This window comes from Methanothermobacter sp. KEPCO 2, assembly GCF_041228365.1.
Lineage (GTDB): Archaea > Methanobacteriota > Methanobacteria > Methanobacteriales > Methanothermobacteraceae > Methanothermobacter > Methanothermobacter marburgensis.
Window position 1 is genome coordinate 1,399,339 of record NZ_CP166185.1, and the last position, 17,953, is coordinate 1,417,291.

The 17,953-nt window shown below is 46.7% G+C and carries 19 protein-coding genes; 7 read left to right on the forward strand and 12 right to left on the reverse strand.

The features are described from left to right. The first annotated feature begins 4 nt into the window (after nucleotides 1-4). Entirely contained in the window at nucleotides 5-1,276 is a 1,272-nt protein-coding gene (locus AB9H23_RS07490) for a UbiD family decarboxylase (protein ID WP_321211297.1), read from the forward strand. Between the two features lie 134 nt (nucleotides 1,277-1,410). On the opposite strand, the gene amrS is transcribed toward AB9H23_RS07490, so the two are convergent. Genes amrS through AB9H23_RS07510 form a run of 4 tightly spaced genes read right to left on the reverse strand, consistent with a single transcriptional unit; the run spans nucleotide 1,411 to nucleotide 4,246 of the window. Next, on the reverse strand, nucleotides 1,411-2,418 hold the full coding sequence (gene amrS, locus AB9H23_RS07495; protein ID WP_321211298.1) for an AmmeMemoRadiSam system radical SAM enzyme: 1,008 nt from the start codon (nucleotides 2,416-2,418) through the stop codon (nucleotides 1,411-1,413). 19 nt (nucleotides 2,419-2,437) lie between these two features. Next, on the reverse strand, nucleotides 2,438-3,421 hold the full coding sequence (gene thiL / locus AB9H23_RS07500; RefSeq protein ID WP_321211299.1) for a thiamine-phosphate kinase: 984 nt from the start codon (nucleotides 3,419-3,421) through the stop codon (nucleotides 2,438-2,440). A 29-nt stretch (nucleotides 3,422-3,450) separates the two neighbouring features. After that, nucleotides 3,451-3,876, reverse strand: a complete 426-nt coding sequence (gene cfbA / locus AB9H23_RS07505; RefSeq protein WP_013296561.1) for a sirohydrochlorin nickelochelatase — start codon at nucleotides 3,874-3,876, stop codon at nucleotides 3,451-3,453. Continuing rightward, nucleotides 3,848-4,246, reverse strand: a complete 399-nt coding sequence (locus tag AB9H23_RS07510) for a Zn-ribbon domain-containing OB-fold protein (RefSeq protein WP_013296562.1) — start codon at nucleotides 4,244-4,246, stop codon at nucleotides 3,848-3,850. Before AB9H23_RS07510 ends, cfbA begins: the two co-directional genes overlap by 29 nt. A 275-nt stretch (nucleotides 4,247-4,521) precedes the next feature. Between AB9H23_RS07510 and AB9H23_RS07515 the strand changes: the two genes are divergently transcribed. Further along, on the forward strand, nucleotides 4,522-5,424 hold the full coding sequence (locus AB9H23_RS07515; RefSeq protein WP_321211300.1) for a hypothetical protein: 903 nt from the start codon (nucleotides 4,522-4,524) through the stop codon (nucleotides 5,422-5,424). After that, nucleotides 5,421-6,212 carry a hypothetical protein gene (locus tag AB9H23_RS07520; protein ID WP_321211301.1) on the forward strand — a complete coding sequence of 264 codons (792 nt, stop codon included), beginning with the start codon at nucleotides 5,421-5,423 and terminating at the stop codon, nucleotides 6,210-6,212. The genes AB9H23_RS07515 and AB9H23_RS07520 overlap by 4 nt, the downstream gene beginning before the upstream one ends. Before the next feature lie 51 nt (nucleotides 6,213-6,263). Here AB9H23_RS07520 and AB9H23_RS07525 read toward each other — a convergent pair whose 3' ends face one another. The 4 genes from AB9H23_RS07525 to AB9H23_RS07540 form a co-directional block, all read right to left on the reverse strand. Beyond that, nucleotides 6,264-7,595, reverse strand: coding sequence for a magnesium transporter (locus AB9H23_RS07525; RefSeq protein ID WP_321211302.1), 1,332 nt, complete (start codon nucleotides 7,593-7,595; stop codon nucleotides 6,264-6,266). A 36-nt stretch (nucleotides 7,596-7,631) separates the two neighbouring features. Beyond that, nucleotides 7,632-8,195: a potassium channel family protein gene (locus tag AB9H23_RS07530; protein WP_171770417.1), complete on the reverse strand. Its 564-nt coding sequence runs from the start codon at nucleotides 8,193-8,195 to the stop codon at nucleotides 7,632-7,634. Nucleotides 8,196-8,299: 104 nt separating this feature from the next. Then, nucleotides 8,300-9,373 (reverse strand): precorrin-3B C(17)-methyltransferase, encoded by a 1,074-nt coding sequence (cobJ, locus tag AB9H23_RS07535; protein ID WP_321211303.1) that lies wholly within the window; start codon nucleotides 9,371-9,373, stop codon nucleotides 8,300-8,302. A 90-nt stretch (nucleotides 9,374-9,463) separates the two neighbouring features. Further along, nucleotides 9,464-9,961 (reverse strand): hypothetical protein, encoded by a 498-nt coding sequence (locus AB9H23_RS07540; protein WP_013296569.1) that lies wholly within the window; start codon nucleotides 9,959-9,961, stop codon nucleotides 9,464-9,466. Nucleotides 9,962-10,104: 143 nt separating this feature from the next. Between AB9H23_RS07540 and AB9H23_RS07545 the strand changes: the two genes are divergently transcribed. Further along, nucleotides 10,105-11,568 carry a DNA-directed DNA polymerase II small subunit gene (locus tag AB9H23_RS07545; RefSeq protein ID WP_321212180.1) on the forward strand — a complete coding sequence of 488 codons (1,464 nt, stop codon included), beginning with the start codon at nucleotides 10,105-10,107 and terminating at the stop codon, nucleotides 11,566-11,568. Nucleotides 11,569-11,585: 17 nt separating this feature from the next. Then, on the forward strand, nucleotides 11,586-12,149 hold the full coding sequence (locus AB9H23_RS07550; protein WP_370004648.1) for a class II aldolase/adducin family protein: 564 nt from the start codon (nucleotides 11,586-11,588) through the stop codon (nucleotides 12,147-12,149). Between the two features lie 142 nt (nucleotides 12,150-12,291). Here AB9H23_RS07550 and AB9H23_RS07555 read toward each other — a convergent pair whose 3' ends face one another. The 3 genes from AB9H23_RS07555 to AB9H23_RS07565 form a co-directional block, all read right to left on the reverse strand. Beyond that, a complete protein-coding gene (locus AB9H23_RS07555; RefSeq protein WP_013296572.1) occupies nucleotides 12,292-12,546 on the reverse strand; it encodes a UPF0147 family protein in 255 nt (84 codons plus the stop codon). Nucleotides 12,547-12,620: 74 nt separating this feature from the next. Continuing rightward, complete coding sequence (locus tag AB9H23_RS07560) at nucleotides 12,621-13,610, reverse strand: cobalt-precorrin 5A hydrolase (RefSeq protein ID WP_370004649.1); 990 nt, start codon at nucleotides 13,608-13,610, stop codon at nucleotides 12,621-12,623. Beyond that, on the reverse strand, nucleotides 13,607-14,500 hold the full coding sequence (locus AB9H23_RS07565) for a cobalamin biosynthesis protein (RefSeq protein ID WP_370004650.1): 894 nt from the start codon (nucleotides 14,498-14,500) through the stop codon (nucleotides 13,607-13,609). The genes AB9H23_RS07560 and AB9H23_RS07565 overlap by 4 nt, the downstream gene beginning before the upstream one ends. A gap of 105 nt (nucleotides 14,501-14,605) precedes the next feature. Between AB9H23_RS07565 and AB9H23_RS07570 the strand changes: the two genes are divergently transcribed. Both AB9H23_RS07570 and cdc6-1 read left to right on the forward strand, forming a co-directional pair. Then, the gene (locus AB9H23_RS07570; protein WP_321211308.1) at nucleotides 14,606-15,073 is read left to right on the forward strand and encodes a DUF2299 domain-containing protein; all 468 of its coding nucleotides are present in this window, start codon (nucleotides 14,606-14,608) and stop codon (nucleotides 15,071-15,073) included. A gap of 821 nt (nucleotides 15,074-15,894) precedes the next feature. Next, a complete protein-coding gene (cdc6-1, locus tag AB9H23_RS07575; protein WP_321211309.1) occupies nucleotides 15,895-17,043 on the forward strand; it encodes an ORC1-type DNA replication protein Cdc6-1 in 1,149 nt (382 codons plus the stop codon). On the opposite strand, the gene pyrB is transcribed toward cdc6-1, so the two are convergent. Beyond that, nucleotides 17,026-17,952 (reverse strand): aspartate carbamoyltransferase, encoded by a 927-nt coding sequence (gene pyrB / locus AB9H23_RS07580; protein WP_321211310.1) that lies wholly within the window; start codon nucleotides 17,950-17,952, stop codon nucleotides 17,026-17,028. The genes cdc6-1 and pyrB overlap by 18 nt on opposite strands. Nucleotide 17,953: the final 1 nt, after the last annotated feature.

Here is a 17,953-nt window from a genome sequence, read left to right on the forward strand (position 1 = left end):
TTCAATGAGAGAGTTCCTTGATAGGCTCGGCGAAGAACCCGTGATAATTGAGGATGAGGTTTCGACACGATTTGAGGCTGCAGGTATACTGAGGAGGCATCCAAGGGATGTTGTGATACTGAGGAATATACGGGAATCAGATATCCCTGTCATATCCGGCCTCTGCAATACCAGGGAAAAGATCGCCCTCTCCCTGAACTGCCAGGTCAATGAGATAACCCAGCGCATTGTCCATGCAATGGAAAACCCGACACCCATCAGAACTGTGAGGGGCCTTGAGGGTTACAGTTCTGAGGATGCCGACCTCTCAAGGCTCCCTGTTCTAACCCACTACCAGAGGGATGGAGGCCCCTACATAACAGCAGGGGTCATATTTGCCAGGGACCCTGAAACCGGAATCAGGAACGCCTCCATCCACAGAATGATGGTAATATCTGGTAATAGAATGGCGGTCCGTATAGTTCCAAGGCACCTTTACACCTACCATCAGCGTGCCGAGGAGATGGGTGAGGACCTTGAGATAGCAGTGGCCATAGGTATGGACCCCGCCACCCTCCTTGCGACAACCACATCCATACCGATAGATGCCGATGAAATGGAGGTTGCAAACACCTTCCACGACGGAAAACTGGAACTTGTGAGGTGCAGTGGAGTTGACCTTGAGGTCCCCCCTGCAGAGATAATACTTGAGGGCAGGATACTCTGCGGTGAAAGGGAAAGTGAGGGCCCCTTTGTTGACCTCACAGACACCTATGACGTTGTAAGGGAGGAACCTGTCATAGCCCTTGATAAAATGCATGTAAAGGAAGATGCCATGTACCATGCGATTCTGCCGGCAGGATTTGAACACAGGCTGCTTCAGGGGCTGCCCCAGGAGCCAAGGATATACAGGGCAGTCAAGAATACGGTGCCCACGGTCAGAAATGTTGTTCTAACCGAGGGGGGGTGCTGCTGGCTCCATGCAGCCATCTCAATTAAAAAGCAGAGTCAGGGGGACGGCAAGAATGTGATAATGGCGGCCCTTGCAGCCCATCCATCCCTCAAACATGTGGTGGTCGTGGACGACGATATAGACGTTTTTGACCCTGAGGAAATCGAATATGCTGTTGCAACAAGGGTGAAGGGCGACGATGACATATTGATAGTCCCGGGGGCAAGGGGCTCATCCCTGGACCCTGCAGCACTTCCCGATGGTACAACAACCAAGGTTGGTGTTGATGCAACGGTGCCCCTAGCTGGCGCAGAAAAATTCCAGAGGGTCAGCAGGTCCGAGTGACAGGGCACCATAAGAATTTATTTTTTGGATAGTACTTCATTTTCTTCCTATTTTATGGACACAAGTCTCAGCCAAAACACAGTTACAGAAATAAAATAGCACTTCTATTCTCCAATACCTTGAGACTCAGTTAACTAATCTATTACAACGTCTACATCGGCTCTGCAGGCACTGCACTTACCATCCCTGATCCCCACTGTTCTTGTGAGGTAGCCATCCCTTTTTATAAGTAGCTCCCCGCACAACGGACAGTAGGTGTTCTCAGCATCGGTCCCTGGAAGGTTCCCCACGTACACATACTTCATCCCCGCCTCAAGGGCAAGCTCCCTGGCCCTCATCAGTCTCTCAACCCCGGTTGGGGGCACATTCTGCATCCTGTAATGTGGAAAGAACCTGGTGAAGTGGAGTGGAACCTCAACCCCGACCTCAGATACCATGAAGTTCACAAGGGCCACTATATCATCATCGGAGTCATTGTAACCGGGTATGAGGAGGTTGGTGACCTCTATATGGATACCCATCTCATGCATCCTTATGATGTTCTCGAGTACGGGTTCCAGCCTTGCATCACATAGCTCACGATAGAATCGCCCAGACATTCCCTTGAGGTCAACGTTTGCAGCGTTCAGTAGGGGTCCAAGCAGGTTGAGGGCCTCCTCACTCATGTAGCCATTTGTAACATAAACCGTTTTGAGACCCTCTGCCCTTGCACGTTCTGCAGAGTCCAGGGTGTACTCAAGCCACATGGTGGGCTCATTGTAGGTCCATGCTATGGAGGTGCAGTTACTTCTGAGGGCATTTTCAACCGCCTCCTCCGGTGAGATGTACTTGGTTGGGAAGCCATCTATGCGTGCCTGTGATATGCTCCAGTTCTGGCAGTACCTGCACCTGAAGTTACATCCAACACCACCAAGGGAGTAGACAAGGCTGCCAGGATAAAAGTGGAAGAGGGGCTTCTTCTCTATAGGGTCAACCGACTCTGAGGATACCTCCCCATAGGTGAGAGAATAGATCTTACCGTCGCTATTTTCACGCGTGAGACAGTACCCCCTTCCCCCTTCAGGTATCAAGCACTTTCTACTGCATACCAGGCACCTCAACCTATCATCGGCCTTCTCATAGAGTATGGATTCCTTCCTCATGGTATCCCCCCCACTGCAGTCAGGGGCGCAGATGTTCATAGCCCCTCACATGAAGTTTATATGTATCTCCATGCTTATCAACCATTTCAATGGAGGGTGACTCTATGACCTCACCTATGATATGCACTTCCATTATTCTGGAGAGTTCATCCATTGCATCAGGTGGTGCAGTGAAAACAAGTTCAAAATCCTCCCCATAGTACAGGGCAAGTTCCAGTGGATCCACTCCAAGGAGGGATGCCGACTCTGATACCTGGGGAGGTACAGGTAACTTCACCTCGTGGATCCTCATTCCCACACCGCTGGCATCCCTCAGCTCACCAAGTTCACTTATGAGGCCATCGGTTATGTCCGTGGCCGAAGACACAAGCCCAGACTTCGCCATTCTGGATGCCTCTTCAACCCTTGCAATGGGTTTCAGGGATTTTTCAACCGCGGCCTCAAATCCGGCAGTGTCTGTTCCCGATAGAAGAAGCTCTGTGCCCGCAGCTCCAAGTCCAAGGGGCCCAGTAACTGCAATGAGGTCCCCTGGCCTGGCACCGGACTTCATCATCACAAGGTCCTTCCTGATCCTCCCAATGGCTGTGCCCGCCATTATTATCTCATCCCCCTCATTGGTATCCCCCCCAATGAGGGGTGCGCCGTAGTAACTGCAGGCCTCCAGGACCCCGCTTATGAGGGAGTCGAAGGATTCCAGGTCAAGGTCAGGGAGGGCCATGGAGAGTATGAAACCCTCCGGTGCAGCCCCCATTGCAGCCAGGTCACTCATGTTCACTGTAACCGTTTTCCATCCCATATTGTGATGGCTCATTGTAGGGGGGAAGTGCCTGCTTTCAATTAGAAGGTCTGAGGTCAGTGCAAGGTATTCCTCCCCCATATCAAGAAGTGCGGCATCATCTCCAAGACCGAGAAGCTCTGAGGGTCTGAAAAATGAGGCTGATCTTGATATTATCCTTGAGATGAGTTTCTTCTCGCCAAGGGATGATATTCTATCAGGGGGCATTTTATCAAAAATAAATTGGGTGTTTACCCTTAAATGGCTGATTTAACCCTGTCCCGGATTATCTCAGCAATTCGTGGATCCGCCCCGAGGGGCTCGGTGTAGACTATCTCACCGTCGAATTCAAATTCCTCGTGCTCATGTTCATGGTGATGGTGATGTTCAGTGCCATTATCAAGACCCAGAATGTGTGGTATGTCGTGTTTGGTGTGGACTCCGTGGGCCAGGAATACCGGGGTAACAATGATCTTTTCAACGCCCATCGCTGCGAGTTCATTTATTGCCTCTGGTATTGATGGCCTGGAGATGTTCATGAATCCCACTGCAACAGGATGGTCAACCTCCTTCCTGTAGATATCTGCTATGCCATTTATGACCTCCTCACCGTAGGGCAGGCGGCTTCCATGCCCCACAAGAAGAACACCTATCTTAGTTTTTTGGCCTGAATTTGAATCCATATGATATCACTCCATCTTCACCCTCTTCTCTCACCTTGCGGAATACCATTTCGACCTCGTCGCCTATCTCTATTGAATCAGGGTCGCAGTCAACAATCTGACTTGTTATCTTAGCACCTTCCTCCAGTTCAACTATGGCCACCACGTAGGGTGCTATATCCTTGAACTCATCGGTTGGGGTGTTTATCACGGAGTAACTGTGTATCTTTCCCCTCCCGCTGAACTTTAGGTCCTCAAGCTTACCTTTACGCCTGCATTCAGGGCATATTATTCTGCTTGGGAAGAAAACGTTCCCGCACTGGAGACATTTTGAACCTGTAAGATTGTAGCGCTGGGGTATATGGCGCCATGTCCTAACGGTTTCTGTCATGATGTGACCTCCATAAATGTAATCAGTTTTCATTATCTATCTTGATTCATTATAATTAAATCATATGGTCAGAGGATATTTAAATCCCTTGTGCTTCCAAGGGAGTAATAAAGATTCTTATTACCCCCTGAGTTGATCCATGGGATAATCTGGCCTTTTTTTCTATTTCTAATGGTTTAGATCGTCATTGAAGCTCCAGAACGTTTAATATTAACTTAATATCATTTCAGTAATATTTTTATGTTGGTAATACTTAATTTTAATTGGGTGATACGATGGATGATGGAGGTTATGTGATGGCAGGTTTCAGTCTTCTTCTCATGGTGCCGGCCATGATACTCGCTCTGATGATACTCAGCATCGATGATTCATCAGTGGAAAGAAGTGCTGATAGGTCCCTATCTGAGAGTATGACAGGGGCCCTGTGGGATATCAGGGACAGTATCCCGGTGGTAACAAGGGAAGTACTAAATGAAACTGCACAGGAGGCCATAAACGGTACGCTTCCTCCAGACCTGGATGCCAGGGCCCGTGTAAGAGCAGGGGTGCAGGGGCGTATTGACAGGTTATGCGCTGTCCACAGAAACATGAATCTAAGCTGCAGGGTGAATTCAGTTGAGGGGGCAACCGACGACCCTTTCTGTATTGAGGTTAACTCCACTGTTGATATTAGGGCAGGAAAAATCCACCACACTGAGAACATTTCGGTAAGGGTACCTGTTGAGGATCTGCCTGATCCCCTGCCCTTCAGGGTTCTGGGAAGGTTGCAGCACAATGAAACGTCAATAGAGTATGGCAGGAGCCTCATGGAATACCTTTCTTCAGGGAACAGGGAAGCCTATGATGGGGCTTCCGGTCCTTTCCTGATAAGAAGGTGTCCCTATGAACCCTACACCATCCATGGATCCAGCGGAGTCCTTTACGCCTGCCTCCTAAATGGATACTATCATGAGAGTCATGATGGGTCCTGCTACCTCTGTAGACTGGAGGGAAAAACCTCCTGTCCGCACCTGGGTCTTGAAACCTTCATAATACCCTCAGGAAATTTTGAGGAGGCCCCGGTATCTGTTGACCATGTTCTATTCACGACAGCATACACTGGAGAACCCCACAACGGATCAGGATTCATCATATACCTTGACGGGGCCCACAGAAAAAAGTACGGTGTTATACAGTGATATTCTCAACAGATTTTCTGCTCTCCCTCATAATCGTGGCCATTATAGTGGGCATATCTGCAGAAATGATGGACGTACAGGAGGCCCGAATGAATGAAAGATTCAGAGAAACATACATAAGGGATAAAGGTGCCACAGCAACGGATATTCTCATAAATACACCTGGAGATCCTGTTAACTGGGAAAAGCTTCCTGTAGGCACCTGCAAGTATCCTGGACTTGCCGTCCCAGGAAAAAGAGGGGTCATATCCTATGAAAAAATCATGAAAATTCGCTCAAGACCAGAATTACTTGAAAGGGCATTCAGGGGATTTAATGTGAGAATCGTACTGCGTCCCCTCAACAACAGAATAAGCCCCATAATCATTGGGGATGAGTTGAAGGGGAATGAAATATATGTATTTAGAAGAACCGTCAACTGCAACTTCCTGTCTGATTATGTTATCAGGCAGGAGGAATGCCTGTGTCCCTCGGGTCATGGTGAAAACTGGACCTGCATGAATTTCCGCGTTAATGACTCACTGGATTACTACCTCATATCAGAGGGCTGCAGCGGATCATTCATCGTTGATACAGACTGCAACAGAAGCCATGAAGAGATAAAAATCCGTTCAGGAAGTTTAAAACTGAATTTAACAGGTCAGGGCGTGGTATGGATCCATTTACATGGATGTGGAAGGGGTGTAATAATTGCCGGGCTTCCCCGCTCTGTAATGGATTGCCCGCTGAAACCTGATTACTTTGAGGTCCAGCCATGCTCCCTCCAGATCCTAATATCCCCATACTGACCCAGAACCCATTCCAGCAGCTATTACAGGTTCTGAGGCCTTAATGGTGATTCAGAGCCCTATAACTGCTATTATGGCTATTACAAGGCACGTGTTTGCCACCGGGTCGGTCATGCTGGTCGATAGTGGAATAACTATGTTGTCAGGGTCCAGTTCAAGTCTGTAGGATGCTGAGCTCAGATAAAAGCCCACCAGTAGAAGGAATGGGGTCAGGAGGTACCCTGCAAGTGAACTTATAAGAACCATCCTCTCAAGTCCAAGGGACCCTATACCAAGGGAAACACTCACAACATGGGCCAGAAGCCCGATTGTTGGATATATGATCAGTGAAAGTACTGATATTATTCCAAAGTTTCTGAGGGCCTCCCCATGGGGTCTGAGGGTTGCGGGGACTATACCTGAGTGGAGCCCGGAGGAAAGCCTTGCTCCGAGTATGCTCACAAGGTCTCCACTTTCACCTGAAAACAGCGGTACCAGTGCAAGGATTGCAGGGTTGTCAAGTATAAACGATAGTTTGCTGTTTAGGACTATACCCGCAGTGGTTCCCAAGGCCGAGCAGACCAGAAGTACGGGCACGCTCTGTCTTATGATCCTCCTGAGGTTATATCTGCCCTTAATTCCCATTGCAAGGCCCAGAACACCCATCAGAATAAATAGGAAAAAGAGCACCCATTCAAAAATACCGTTCCTTACAGCCTCAAGGATGGCCAGTGCCGCGAATATTGATGGGAGCGTGAAAAGATCGCCTGAAGCTGCTATGAGGGGTGTTGTGACGTTATCAGGGTCCCAGCCATTCTCATAGCTCTTGAGGGATATGAGGACGGTTGCCGGGAGAAGAACGGCACCTGATATTATTCCGCCGGCAACAGAGATAACAATGAAATCCATTATTCCCATACTTCGAAATCCGAAGATCTGACAGAATATCCAGGCCATGAATCCAAGGAAAATTGACATGACCACGGTCAGTATTATGGTCGCCTCAATGTTCTCTGTAAGGACATCTGATTTTCGAAGTTCCGGTGAAAGGGTACCTATATGCAGACCTGAACCGAGGCGTGAACCCAGGGCCCCGAAGATATTACCCCTCATCCCTATGGCACCGGGTATCAGTACAAGTAGGCCTGGATATGACTCAAGGAGGGGAGACATCTTACCCAGAAATATACCTGCCACAAGGTCCCCCAGGGCACATATGAAGAGTGCGACGAAGCTTTCCCCTATAACCCTTTTAGAACCCCTGAAAAAGCTTCCAAAACTCTTGAATAGGTTAAAAGCCCTGACCCATCCCCTTGAGGCCATTATGGATAAATTCACGGTAAATGTTAGCAGGGACTGTAGTATGAGCCGAGTCGTCCTCAGTAATCTTCCTGTTATCCTCATTGACCTCACCTGCTAACATTTACATCATCTCTGGGACTATTCTATGCTGCACCCAATATCCTCAAGGGTCATCTCACCCTTTGCAAGTGCGAATAAGAGTTCTGAACCTGCTTCGTTTCCCTTGGCAATAAGAGTATCGTTCTCTGCAAGTACCGTGTTTCTATCGGGTCCATAAATCCAAGATTCTCCTCTTCTGATGGCTATAATCCTCATACCTGTTCTGGTTGCAAGTAAAAGGTCCCCCAGTGATTTTCCTGCCAGCTCTGATCCCTCATCAATTGTCACCCTGACTATTATCTCATCGGACTCCTCCATGACCATCTTGAAGACAGGGTGGGGTTTGATGCCCTTCAGCACCAGGTCAGCGATATCCTTGGCAGAGTTCGCTATGCTTTCAGCTGCCTCACCCACCTCAAGGAGGGCTGTCAGTTTTTCGGCGTCCTCAACAGATCTTGCAGCAAGAAGTGACTCCTTTTTTATCTCATAGTTAAGCCTGTTGACCTTGTTTTCAAGTTTTATGACTTCCTCTGCCGCGTCCCTGCTGTTAAACAGGAGGGCAGAGTATGCAAGATCCACCATCAACTCCGAGAGGTTCTTCATTTCGATGAGAATATCCTTAACACTTTTGGACAACTTTCATCCTCCTGGGCTGGTGAAATGATATTGGGTGATTTAAAATAAATATCTTGCTGCGGTGAAATCAGTTATTTACTGGAGTTTCCTCCTGAAGCCATGAGGCACTCCCTTCGAAGCTTGAGAAGTTCCTTCTTCCTATTGGTTAGATCATCTGGTTCTGAAATAAGCCGCCTGAGGCCCCTCCTGACGCACTCAACAGCCTCATCGGTGTGTATCCATCTGCAGTCCTGGCAGCTCCATACACCCTTATCCCTTATCCAGTAGCCCCCTGTGGACCCTTCACCGCATGGATAGAATGGGCAGTAACAGAATGCGCAGTTCTGACCCTCAAAGTGGCAGGGGTAGAATTCACACTTCTCATCAGGGCCTGAATCTTTTCCGTAAGGATTCTCCTCATAGAACTTCCTTGCAAGTTCATGGAGTGGGGCCTCAACCGCGTATCCGCGGGGTGTGATCATGTATCCATCCCTTGTGTAGGTTGTAACGTTGCCGACTATGATGGTGGTGGACATGTCCACAAGGGATTCATTTAGGTCTCCAAGAGCCACAATACTCACCTGTGGACTTCCATTTTCGGTCCTCACCACACCCACTGGAGTTTCTGGTTCAAGTTCAGATCTTAGTATTTCAAGTGCCTCCCTGAAGGGTTTCTTCCTCCTCTTTCCCAGGGGGTTGTAGAGGGCTATTACAAGACCCGCCCCTGCAGCTGCCCTGATCTTTCTTCTTATCTCTGATAGGGGTGTGAGGATGTCACTTAGACTTATAACCGCAAAGTCATGGAGAGGTGCCCCCAGGTGGGATGCTGCATAGTTGACCGCTGTCACGCCAGGTATAACCTCAAATTCAACCCCGGAATACTTATCAAATATCTGAAAGAATACATTGGCCATCCCATAGACACCCGGGTCTCCTGAACTCACAAGTGCGACGTTGAGACCTTCAAGGTGTTTCTCAATGGCCTTTTCCACCCTCTCAAGTTCAGACCCCATTCCGCTTTTTATTATCTCCTTGCCCTCAAGGAGGTCCTCTATCTGTTTTATGTACCTTGCATATCCTATGACAACATCGGATTCTTCAAGAGCCCGGAGGGCCCTAACTGTTATATCATCCCTTGTGGGTCCAAGTCCTATTATCCTTATCATGAAAACACCTTCAGTGGATCGGGAGCTTAGTGATGTGAAGCCACTGCAGCGGATTTCCAAACTGTATGAATTTACCCTCCCAATTGATGCTCAGTAAATCCTGGTTACTGAAATGATCCTGAGGGTCCTAACATCGACCCATACCCCTGATGACCTCGTCTCGGCCCTTGCAGCTGCAGTTACAGTGAACTGCTCAGTTGGCCTTATAACTATCTGACCGCTTCCTGTCTGGTTTTCACGGTACCCGGTCGCTGTGATGTTGATATTGATGTTCTCAAGTGATGTGTCCTCTGTTGTTGTTGCATTGAGGGAGCGGATGTTTATTCCATCAAGGCCCGTGCGGGCTTTAAGGGCATCTGCAACATCTGCATTGTTTATTATCCGGATCTCCTCAGGCCCTCCGGTGATTGTGGAGGTTATATTCTTACCTGAATCCAGAAATGAGGATACGGTGTCTATCTGCATTTCAATAAGTTTTTCCACGTCCGGTGGTTTTGACGTTACAAGTGTGTATGAACTTATGAGCCCGGCCTCAAAGAAGGCCAGGAATATTATGAGGAACAGGAATAATTTAATGATCCTTGGCAATGCATCACCTTTTTTCTGTGAATGGACCCAAAGGGTAAACTACCATTTCGATAAAGAATATATGAACTCAATGAAATATTTAACCGTGAACCCATTTTAAAGATTTCTGAATTCCCCTAACCAGTTCATGCAGTATGATTGAAATGAATGAAATAATAGGAAAATTTGCAAGGGAAGGAATTTTAATAGAGGATAACGCATATTTCAGGCTGAAAGAAATGGATGACCCTGCAACAGCCTCCTCAGAGATTATAGTTAAGATAAAGAAGAATGGTGGGGGTAAATTCACTCTTCTGACCTCTGAGATGCTTGATGAGCTCTTTGAGGTGACTGAGGAAATAGATAACCCCGCAGAAATAAAGGCGAGGGGTCCAATCAATGTTCCAAGGGAGAGGGAATTTGACTTCAGGGTCATCACAGACACCAGTAAGAGATCATACACCAGTGGAGAGATAGGTGATATGATCTCCTACTTCAACAGCAGATTCAGCTGCCTGAGGGATCTCCTCAAAAGACGCCCTGAACTTAAGAGCCACGTGCCCATTGCGGATCTTCGTGGCGGGGACGACGCTGTGAGCATCATAGGGATCATAAATGACATACGAACCACCAAGAACAACCACAGAATGCTTGAACTGGAGGATGAAACAGGGGAAATAACAGTGGTGGTTCACAATGAAAACCATAAACTGTTTGAAAAATCCGAGAAACTCGTGAGGGATGAGGTCATAGGTGTTCAGGGAGCGAAAAAGGGGAGGTTTGTGGTGGCCTCCGAGATCTTCCATCCTGGTGTCCCACGAATACAGGAGAAGGAAATGGACTTTTCAGTTGCCTTCATATCTGATGTCCACATAGGAAGCCAGACCTTCCTTGAAGATGCATTCACCAGGTTCATTAAATGGATAAACGGGGACTTTGGAACGGAGGAACAGATGAATATCGCGGCTGACATTAAGTACCTGGTGGTTGCAGGTGACATCGTTGATGGTATCGGTATATACCCCGGACAGGAAAAAGAACTCATCATAAGGGATATCCATGAGCAGTATGAGGAGGCTGCAAGGCTTTTTGGAGAGATAAGGGATGACATAAAGATTGTGATGATCCCTGGAAACCACGACGCATCAAGGATCGCTGAGCCCCAGCCTGCAATACCCGAGGAATATGCGAAGCCGCTTTACAGCCTAAAAAATGTTGAATTCTTGAGTAACCCGTCCATGGTGAGTCTTGACGGTGTGAAAACTCTCATATATCATGGCAGAAGTTTTGACGATATGGCCATGAGCGTGAACGGGCTTTCCCATGAAAGGTCCGATCTCATAATGGAGGAACTCCTTGAGAAGAGACACCTTGCACCCATATACGGTGAGAGGACCCCCCTTGCATCTGAGATAGAGGACCACCTTGTGATTGATGATGTCCCCCATATCCTTCATACGGGACATGTCCATATAAACGCATACAAAAAATACAAGGGTATTCACCTTATAAATTCAGGTACATTCCAGTCGCAGACGGAGTTTCAGAAGATATACAACATTGTCCCAACATGTGGCCAGGTCCCGGTGCTCAACAGAGGGGTAATGAAGCTTCTGGAGTTCAATTAGTCCAGGCAGGTGATTACTTGAATCCATTGAGGGATGTTGTTGATGTTTCGGTCCACCTCTACAGGAGGGGTCTTGTATCTGGCATTGGAGGGAATGTGAGCGCCAGGGTGGATGATAGGGTTTTCATAACACCCACAATGGTCCCCCTTGACCAGGTGACACTTAAGAATGTTGCAATGGTTGACCTTGAAGGGAATATTCTCAGGGGCGGAAGACCATCCTCGGAACTGGAACTCCATCTTGAGGTCTACAGGAGGAGGTCTGATGTCAATGGTGTGGTGCACACCCACTCACCATATGCCAGGGCATTTTCAGTTGCCGGGATTGAAATTGAGAAAATGGAGGGTTTCAGGGGGCTCGGACAGGGAAATCTTCCTGTAGTACCATATTATCCCCCTGGAAGCAGGGAACTTGCATCCGCCTGTGCAGAGATGATGGTGAATGAAAATGCGGCTGTCCTTGAAAACCACGGTGTGGTATGTGCAGGTGAAACTGTTAAGGAGGCTCTCCTCCTTGCAGAGTTCATTGAGGAGCTGGCGAAAACCCGGTTCATTTCTGAGGTCCTGAAATCCATGAAATAGTTAAATTAATTGTTTAAATAGTTATGGAAGAGATTTGTTCCATAGGAACAGTTTAAACCAGACAAAATAGGATATAAAAAACAGAGATTTATTCCCCAGCAACTGTTTAAACCAGACAAAATAGGATATAAAAAACAGAGATTTATTCCCTTATGGATTCAAGTTCACTGAGTATTTCCCATACCAGTGTCCTTGCATGTATCGGGATGTTGGGGTCGTTGCTTATCTCATCCAGAATTGATATGACCGTGCTCGCCCTCACTGTGCTGTCCTCATCAGGGTTGTTGAGGATCTCCTTTGATTCCTCGGCAGCCCTTCTGATGTTTCTTGGGACGCTATTATCTTCCATAATGTGCTTTAAAATTTCAGAAACGCGATCAAATGTTTCGTTACTCATGTTGGGTCCTCCCTGCTGAATTCCTGAAGAATACAGAATAATGTTTATATTCAATCTGGTTTATATCATTTGGGTTAAAAAGTTTTTGGTGTCCCTGAAACCGCCACTGAAACCGCGACTCCTGATGATGTTGTTTTCCTTATAACGAGTTTTGATCCGGTTCCTGCGCTTTTAAGGGCTGCGGCTTCACATACACTCCCAACACCAAATTTTTCGTTGACAAAATCTGAAAATGAGTGTGTATCCTGTGCTTTTAGCTCCTGCAGAGGTATGATTTCCAGGGGGACCCCCATATCCTCTGCTGCATCAATTATCCCCCTTTCATTTTTCTTCATGTAACCTGTTGCCAGTGCATCGATCCTCTCTGGGGGTAGCTTCAAGAGACCAAGTGCCTCCACAATTGCACCGGTTACCCGGCTGGACTCAACCCCCCTCCTTGTCCCTATACCCACTGAAACCTTGAGGGGAGCCAGTCTCATGACCTCAGAGTTACAGTGGGCCCTTACAATCTCATCCCCATCCCTCATGTACCTGTAGGTTCTGGACAGTTCACCATCAATGAGGGGCTCCAGGTTCCTTGATGAGTGCAGTTCCACAGTGTGACCATCCACAATTGAGGAATTGAAGTGCTTAACGAGGTGCCTGTCAAGTATCACGTAGAAGTATCTTGCTGCGAAGCTGTCAATTCCCACAAGACCATTGACATCAGTTGCTGTTGTTATGACGGGGTTTGCGTTGAGTATGTCTGCAATTTTGACTGCAAAATCGTTTGCACCTCCTGCATGTCCCGAAAGGAGACTTATGACATTCTGCCCCATTTCATCAACAACAATAACTCCTGGATCAGAGAATTTGCTTTCAAGAAGCGGGGCGATCTTTCTCACCATTATACCCGCAGCCATTATACCGATTATCATGTCGCTTCTGGAAAACACCTCTCTGAAATCTATATCCCTGTGCAGGGTTTCAACTGAGAGAATGGTGGGATCGTCCATAAGAGCCGTCTTCAGGGTCTCACCAAGTTTTCTGCCATTTTCTGTGAGTGTCAGTATGCTCAGTCTCATGGTATCACCAGCATTATTCCTGTTGCAGATATAATGAACAGGATCAGGGTTAGAGAACTCAGTTTCAGGGCGTCTTTAAGCTTTTCAAGTGAAAGTAGATCTCTGAGATCCCCAAGAACATATACTCCTGGTTTTTCCAGCTGAACGGATAGTGCTCCAGCCGCTGCAGCCATCGTAAATCCTGAATTGGGACTGGGGGTGCGTCTGGCATCCCTGAGGAGTACTCTCAGCGAATTTTTCCAGTTCATGGACAGTAAAAACGCTGCAAGAACAATCATAAATCCTGTCACTCTGGATGGTATGTAGTTCAGTATGTCATCAAGTCTGGCAGGGAACCATCCCAGATTCCTGTTTTCGTCATCAAGGTATCCCACCATTGCATCAAGTGTATTAACGGCCCTGTAAAGGATTGCACCTGGAAGTCCGAGTAGGATGAAGTAAAAAAGCGGCGCTGTAACAGAGTCTGTGAGGTTTTCTGTGAGTGTTTCAATGGTTGCTGAAAGTATCTGCTCATCTGTGAGTGTGGTGGTGTCTCTACTCACAAGATAGGAAAGTTTCTCCCTTGCCTCATCAATGCTGTTATCCAGTGACTTTCCAACATCCAGGGCAGATGTAAAGAGCATCTTTATGGATATTACCGTTGAGAGGAGCACTGCAGCTATCAGAGTGTATAGGGGGTCACTCAGGTACCCTATGAGTAGTGCTGGTGCTGTGAATACCGAGACAACCACTAGAGTCATTATTATTCCTGATAGACGCGTTTTACTGAGTATTCCTTTCATCCATGCTATGATTGAGCCCATGTGTACAACAGGGTGAAGTATGGTTGGGGGTTCTCCGAATATAATGTCAATTGAAACTGCAAGTAACAGGACAGGGATTTCATTCATGTTTTCTCTTTTTGTTGCAATTCATTATATACCAGTAACATCTATCATGTAATAATTTCACCATGTTATATATTCATGGATGGATATAATTAGTTGTGTGATACCATGCCAGAGAAGAAGATAAAAAAATGGCTTGAAGAGGAGGGTTTTCTGAGGATGGAGGTCCCTGACGAAAACGCCTCGTTCCATTATGTGATAAACTATCCAGAGGATCATGTCATTGATATCATTCAGCCCGCTGGAAAGAACGACATGATTCTTATAGCCTGTGCAACCAGTGTTAGTCCCGAGCACCAGTCAGGTATACGAGCCCTTAGCATGGAGAAAAGGACTGAATTCATATGGAAGGTTCGTTTTACCCTGAACAGGTTTGGAGTTGATTTCCAGCTTGATCATCCAGAGAACGTTCTGAACAGTTATCTTGTAACCTCTGAGATATTTTCCGATGGCCTCTCAAAGGACAGATTGATTTCAAGTATAAAAAATGTTTTCAGGGCTAAACTTCATGTCATGTGGATGATACAGGAACGTTTCGGCGATGATAAACCTGAACACGACAGCATGTATGTGTGAGGTTCATTTCCAGTGTAACATCTATGAAGTGCTTCTGAGCATCTGGGAGAGATGGATTTCAACTGTAAATTATTTTTTGTGTCATGAGTCTGGTTTGAGGGACGTCTATTTCAAGTGTAAATCTGTTCCAGTACATTATGGGGCATGGGTGAGAGGTACATTTCAACTGTAATTTACGGATAATACTGAGGGAGAGGTGGGTGAGAGGTGCATTTCAAGTGAAATATTTATTACAATATTAAATTTTAGAATTAAAAGATGACATTGATTTCAACTGTAAAATACTGGATGTTCCTGGTCAGACCCCTGGATTCACATTTGAGTTACATTTGAAACATAGCAGCAGCCGAATCCTACATGTTTATACTTGAAATGCATGTCTCCCTTCCAGTATCCCAACACCTCAGGACCATTACACTTGAAATGCATGTCTCCCATTCATGACTGAGTAGACAGATAGCTGTTACACTTGAAATGTATGTCTCCCATTCATGGCCGAGTAGACAGATAGCTGTTACACTTGAAATGCATGTCCCTCCTTCACATCAGGCAGACTGCCAGGGAAAATTTACACTTGAAATGCATGTCTCACTGCCATTATTATGAAAAGGCTTAATATTAATAAAAACTTTTATCTAAGAGTTAGAATAAGAAAATTTACACTTGAAACTTATCACCCTGTTTATTGGGTGATCTAAAGGGGCACTGCCAGTATTAAAAGGGAAACCTCAAAAACCTGAAATGATTATCATTCCAGTTTTGAGGACTTCATAATAAATTCAAGCAGCAGTTTTCTCTAAAACTTTATTTGAAGTGGTAATATGAACATTTTTGATGAGATAGGGGACAAAGAATCTGTTTTTAAGGATAAAAAATATCTTGACCACAGGTTTCTACCTGACAGGCTGCCTCACAGGGAGGAACAGATACGTTCAATAGCCAAGTACTGGGTTGAAGCACTGAATGGAGTAACACCACCGGACATAACAATATATGGAAAAACAGGGACAGGGAAAACTGCGGTTGCCAAATTCGCCATGAAACAGCTTAAAGAGGCTTCAAGGGACTGTGATTTTAACATAAGGACGGAGTACATCCGCTGCACAGATTACACAACAGAGTACCAGGTCATAGCAAGGCTCTGCCAGCAGCTTGGTCGTGATGTCCCCTACCGTGGCTGGACAAAGGCTGAGATAGTCAACACATTCAGGAACATGTTCAAGAAAAATGCCTTTGGCCAGGACATGATACTCCTTGTTGTCCTTGACGAGATAGACATACTCCTGAGGAACGATGGTGACGGCCTGCTCTACACCCTCACAAGGACAGATAACGTCTCCATACTATCCATAAGTAACTATGTTGAATTCAAAAAGTTCATAAAACCACGCGTGAGGAGCAGTTTGAGGGACAGGGAGATAGTCTTCCCGCCCTACGGCGCCCAGCAGCTTGTTGATATACTTGAGGAGAGGTCAAAGTTATCCTTCAAGGAAGGAGCCCTTGATGACGATGTAATACCCCTCTGCGCAGCACTTGCAGCCAAGGAGGAGGGCGACGCAAGGTATGCCCTTGACCTTCTCAGGACAGCAGGTGAAATTGCAGATGAAAGGGATTCTGATATGGTTAAGGGGGACTTTGTGAGGGAAGCCAAGGACTACATAGAGCACAACAAGATCACAGACATCATACTGACACTGCCCAGCCAGCAGCAGAGGGTCCTTGAGGCGATACTCTACCTCACAAAGAGAAAGGAGGAGATAACCTCAGGAAGGCTCTATGAGGTCTACAAGGAGATATCAAAGGGTGATTCAGTTTCATACAGAAGAATATTTGACTTCATAAATGAACTCGAAATGCTTGGACTCATATCAACCAACACTGTCTCCAGGGGAAGGGGAAAGGGACGCACCAATATCATAGACCTCCAGTGCGAAACTTCACTCCTGGAGGACTCACTCTGGGGAGTCTGATCTTTCTCTTATCAGCATCTTAAGAAGAGCCATTCTCACAGGCACACCGTAGAACGCCTGCCTGAAGTACATCGCCTGTGGAAGCGAATCAACCTCAGGGGATATCTCATCTATCCTTGGAAGTGGGTGCATAACGATGAGGTCCCTACCCGCGACCATATTTCTATCTATGTGATAAGCCCCTCTGATCCTTGAATACTCCTCAGGGTCAGGAAAACGTTCCTTCTGTATTCTTGTAACATAGAGGACATCCACATCATCTATAACATCATCCAGTCTCTCGGTCTCTGTAACCTCAACACCACTACCTTTAAGGTCATGTATGACACTGTCAGGCATTCTAAGCTCGGGGGGCGATACAAAACTCATTTTCACACCGAAAACAGCAAGTGCATAGGCCAATGAGTGCACTGTCCTGCCATACTTCAGGTCACCCACAAGTGCAACATTGAGGGATTCTATTTTACCAAAGAACCTCTTCATTGTGTAGAGGTCAAGGAGGGTCTGGGTGGGGTGCTGACCTGCCCCATCACCTGCATTGATAACCGGAACATCCACGATGTCCGATATATAACGGGCCACTCCCTCAAGGCTGTGCCTTATAACAATTGCATCGGAGTATCCTGCAAGCATCATTGCGGTGTCAGTTAGACTTTCGCCCTTGGCAGCGGATGTAGCGCCTGTATCTGCAAATCCAACCACACTGCCACCAAGTCTCTTCATTGCAGTTTCAAATGAAAGTCTTGTCCTTGTTGATGGTTCATAGAACATCATCCCAAGTATCTTTCCTGTAAGAACGCTGGAGGGCCTTTCGCCAGAGGCAATCGGCTCCATCTTTTCTGCTTCCCTCAGAATGAACTCTATGTCATCCTTTCCAAAGTCCTTTATTGAGATAACATTTTCAAACATC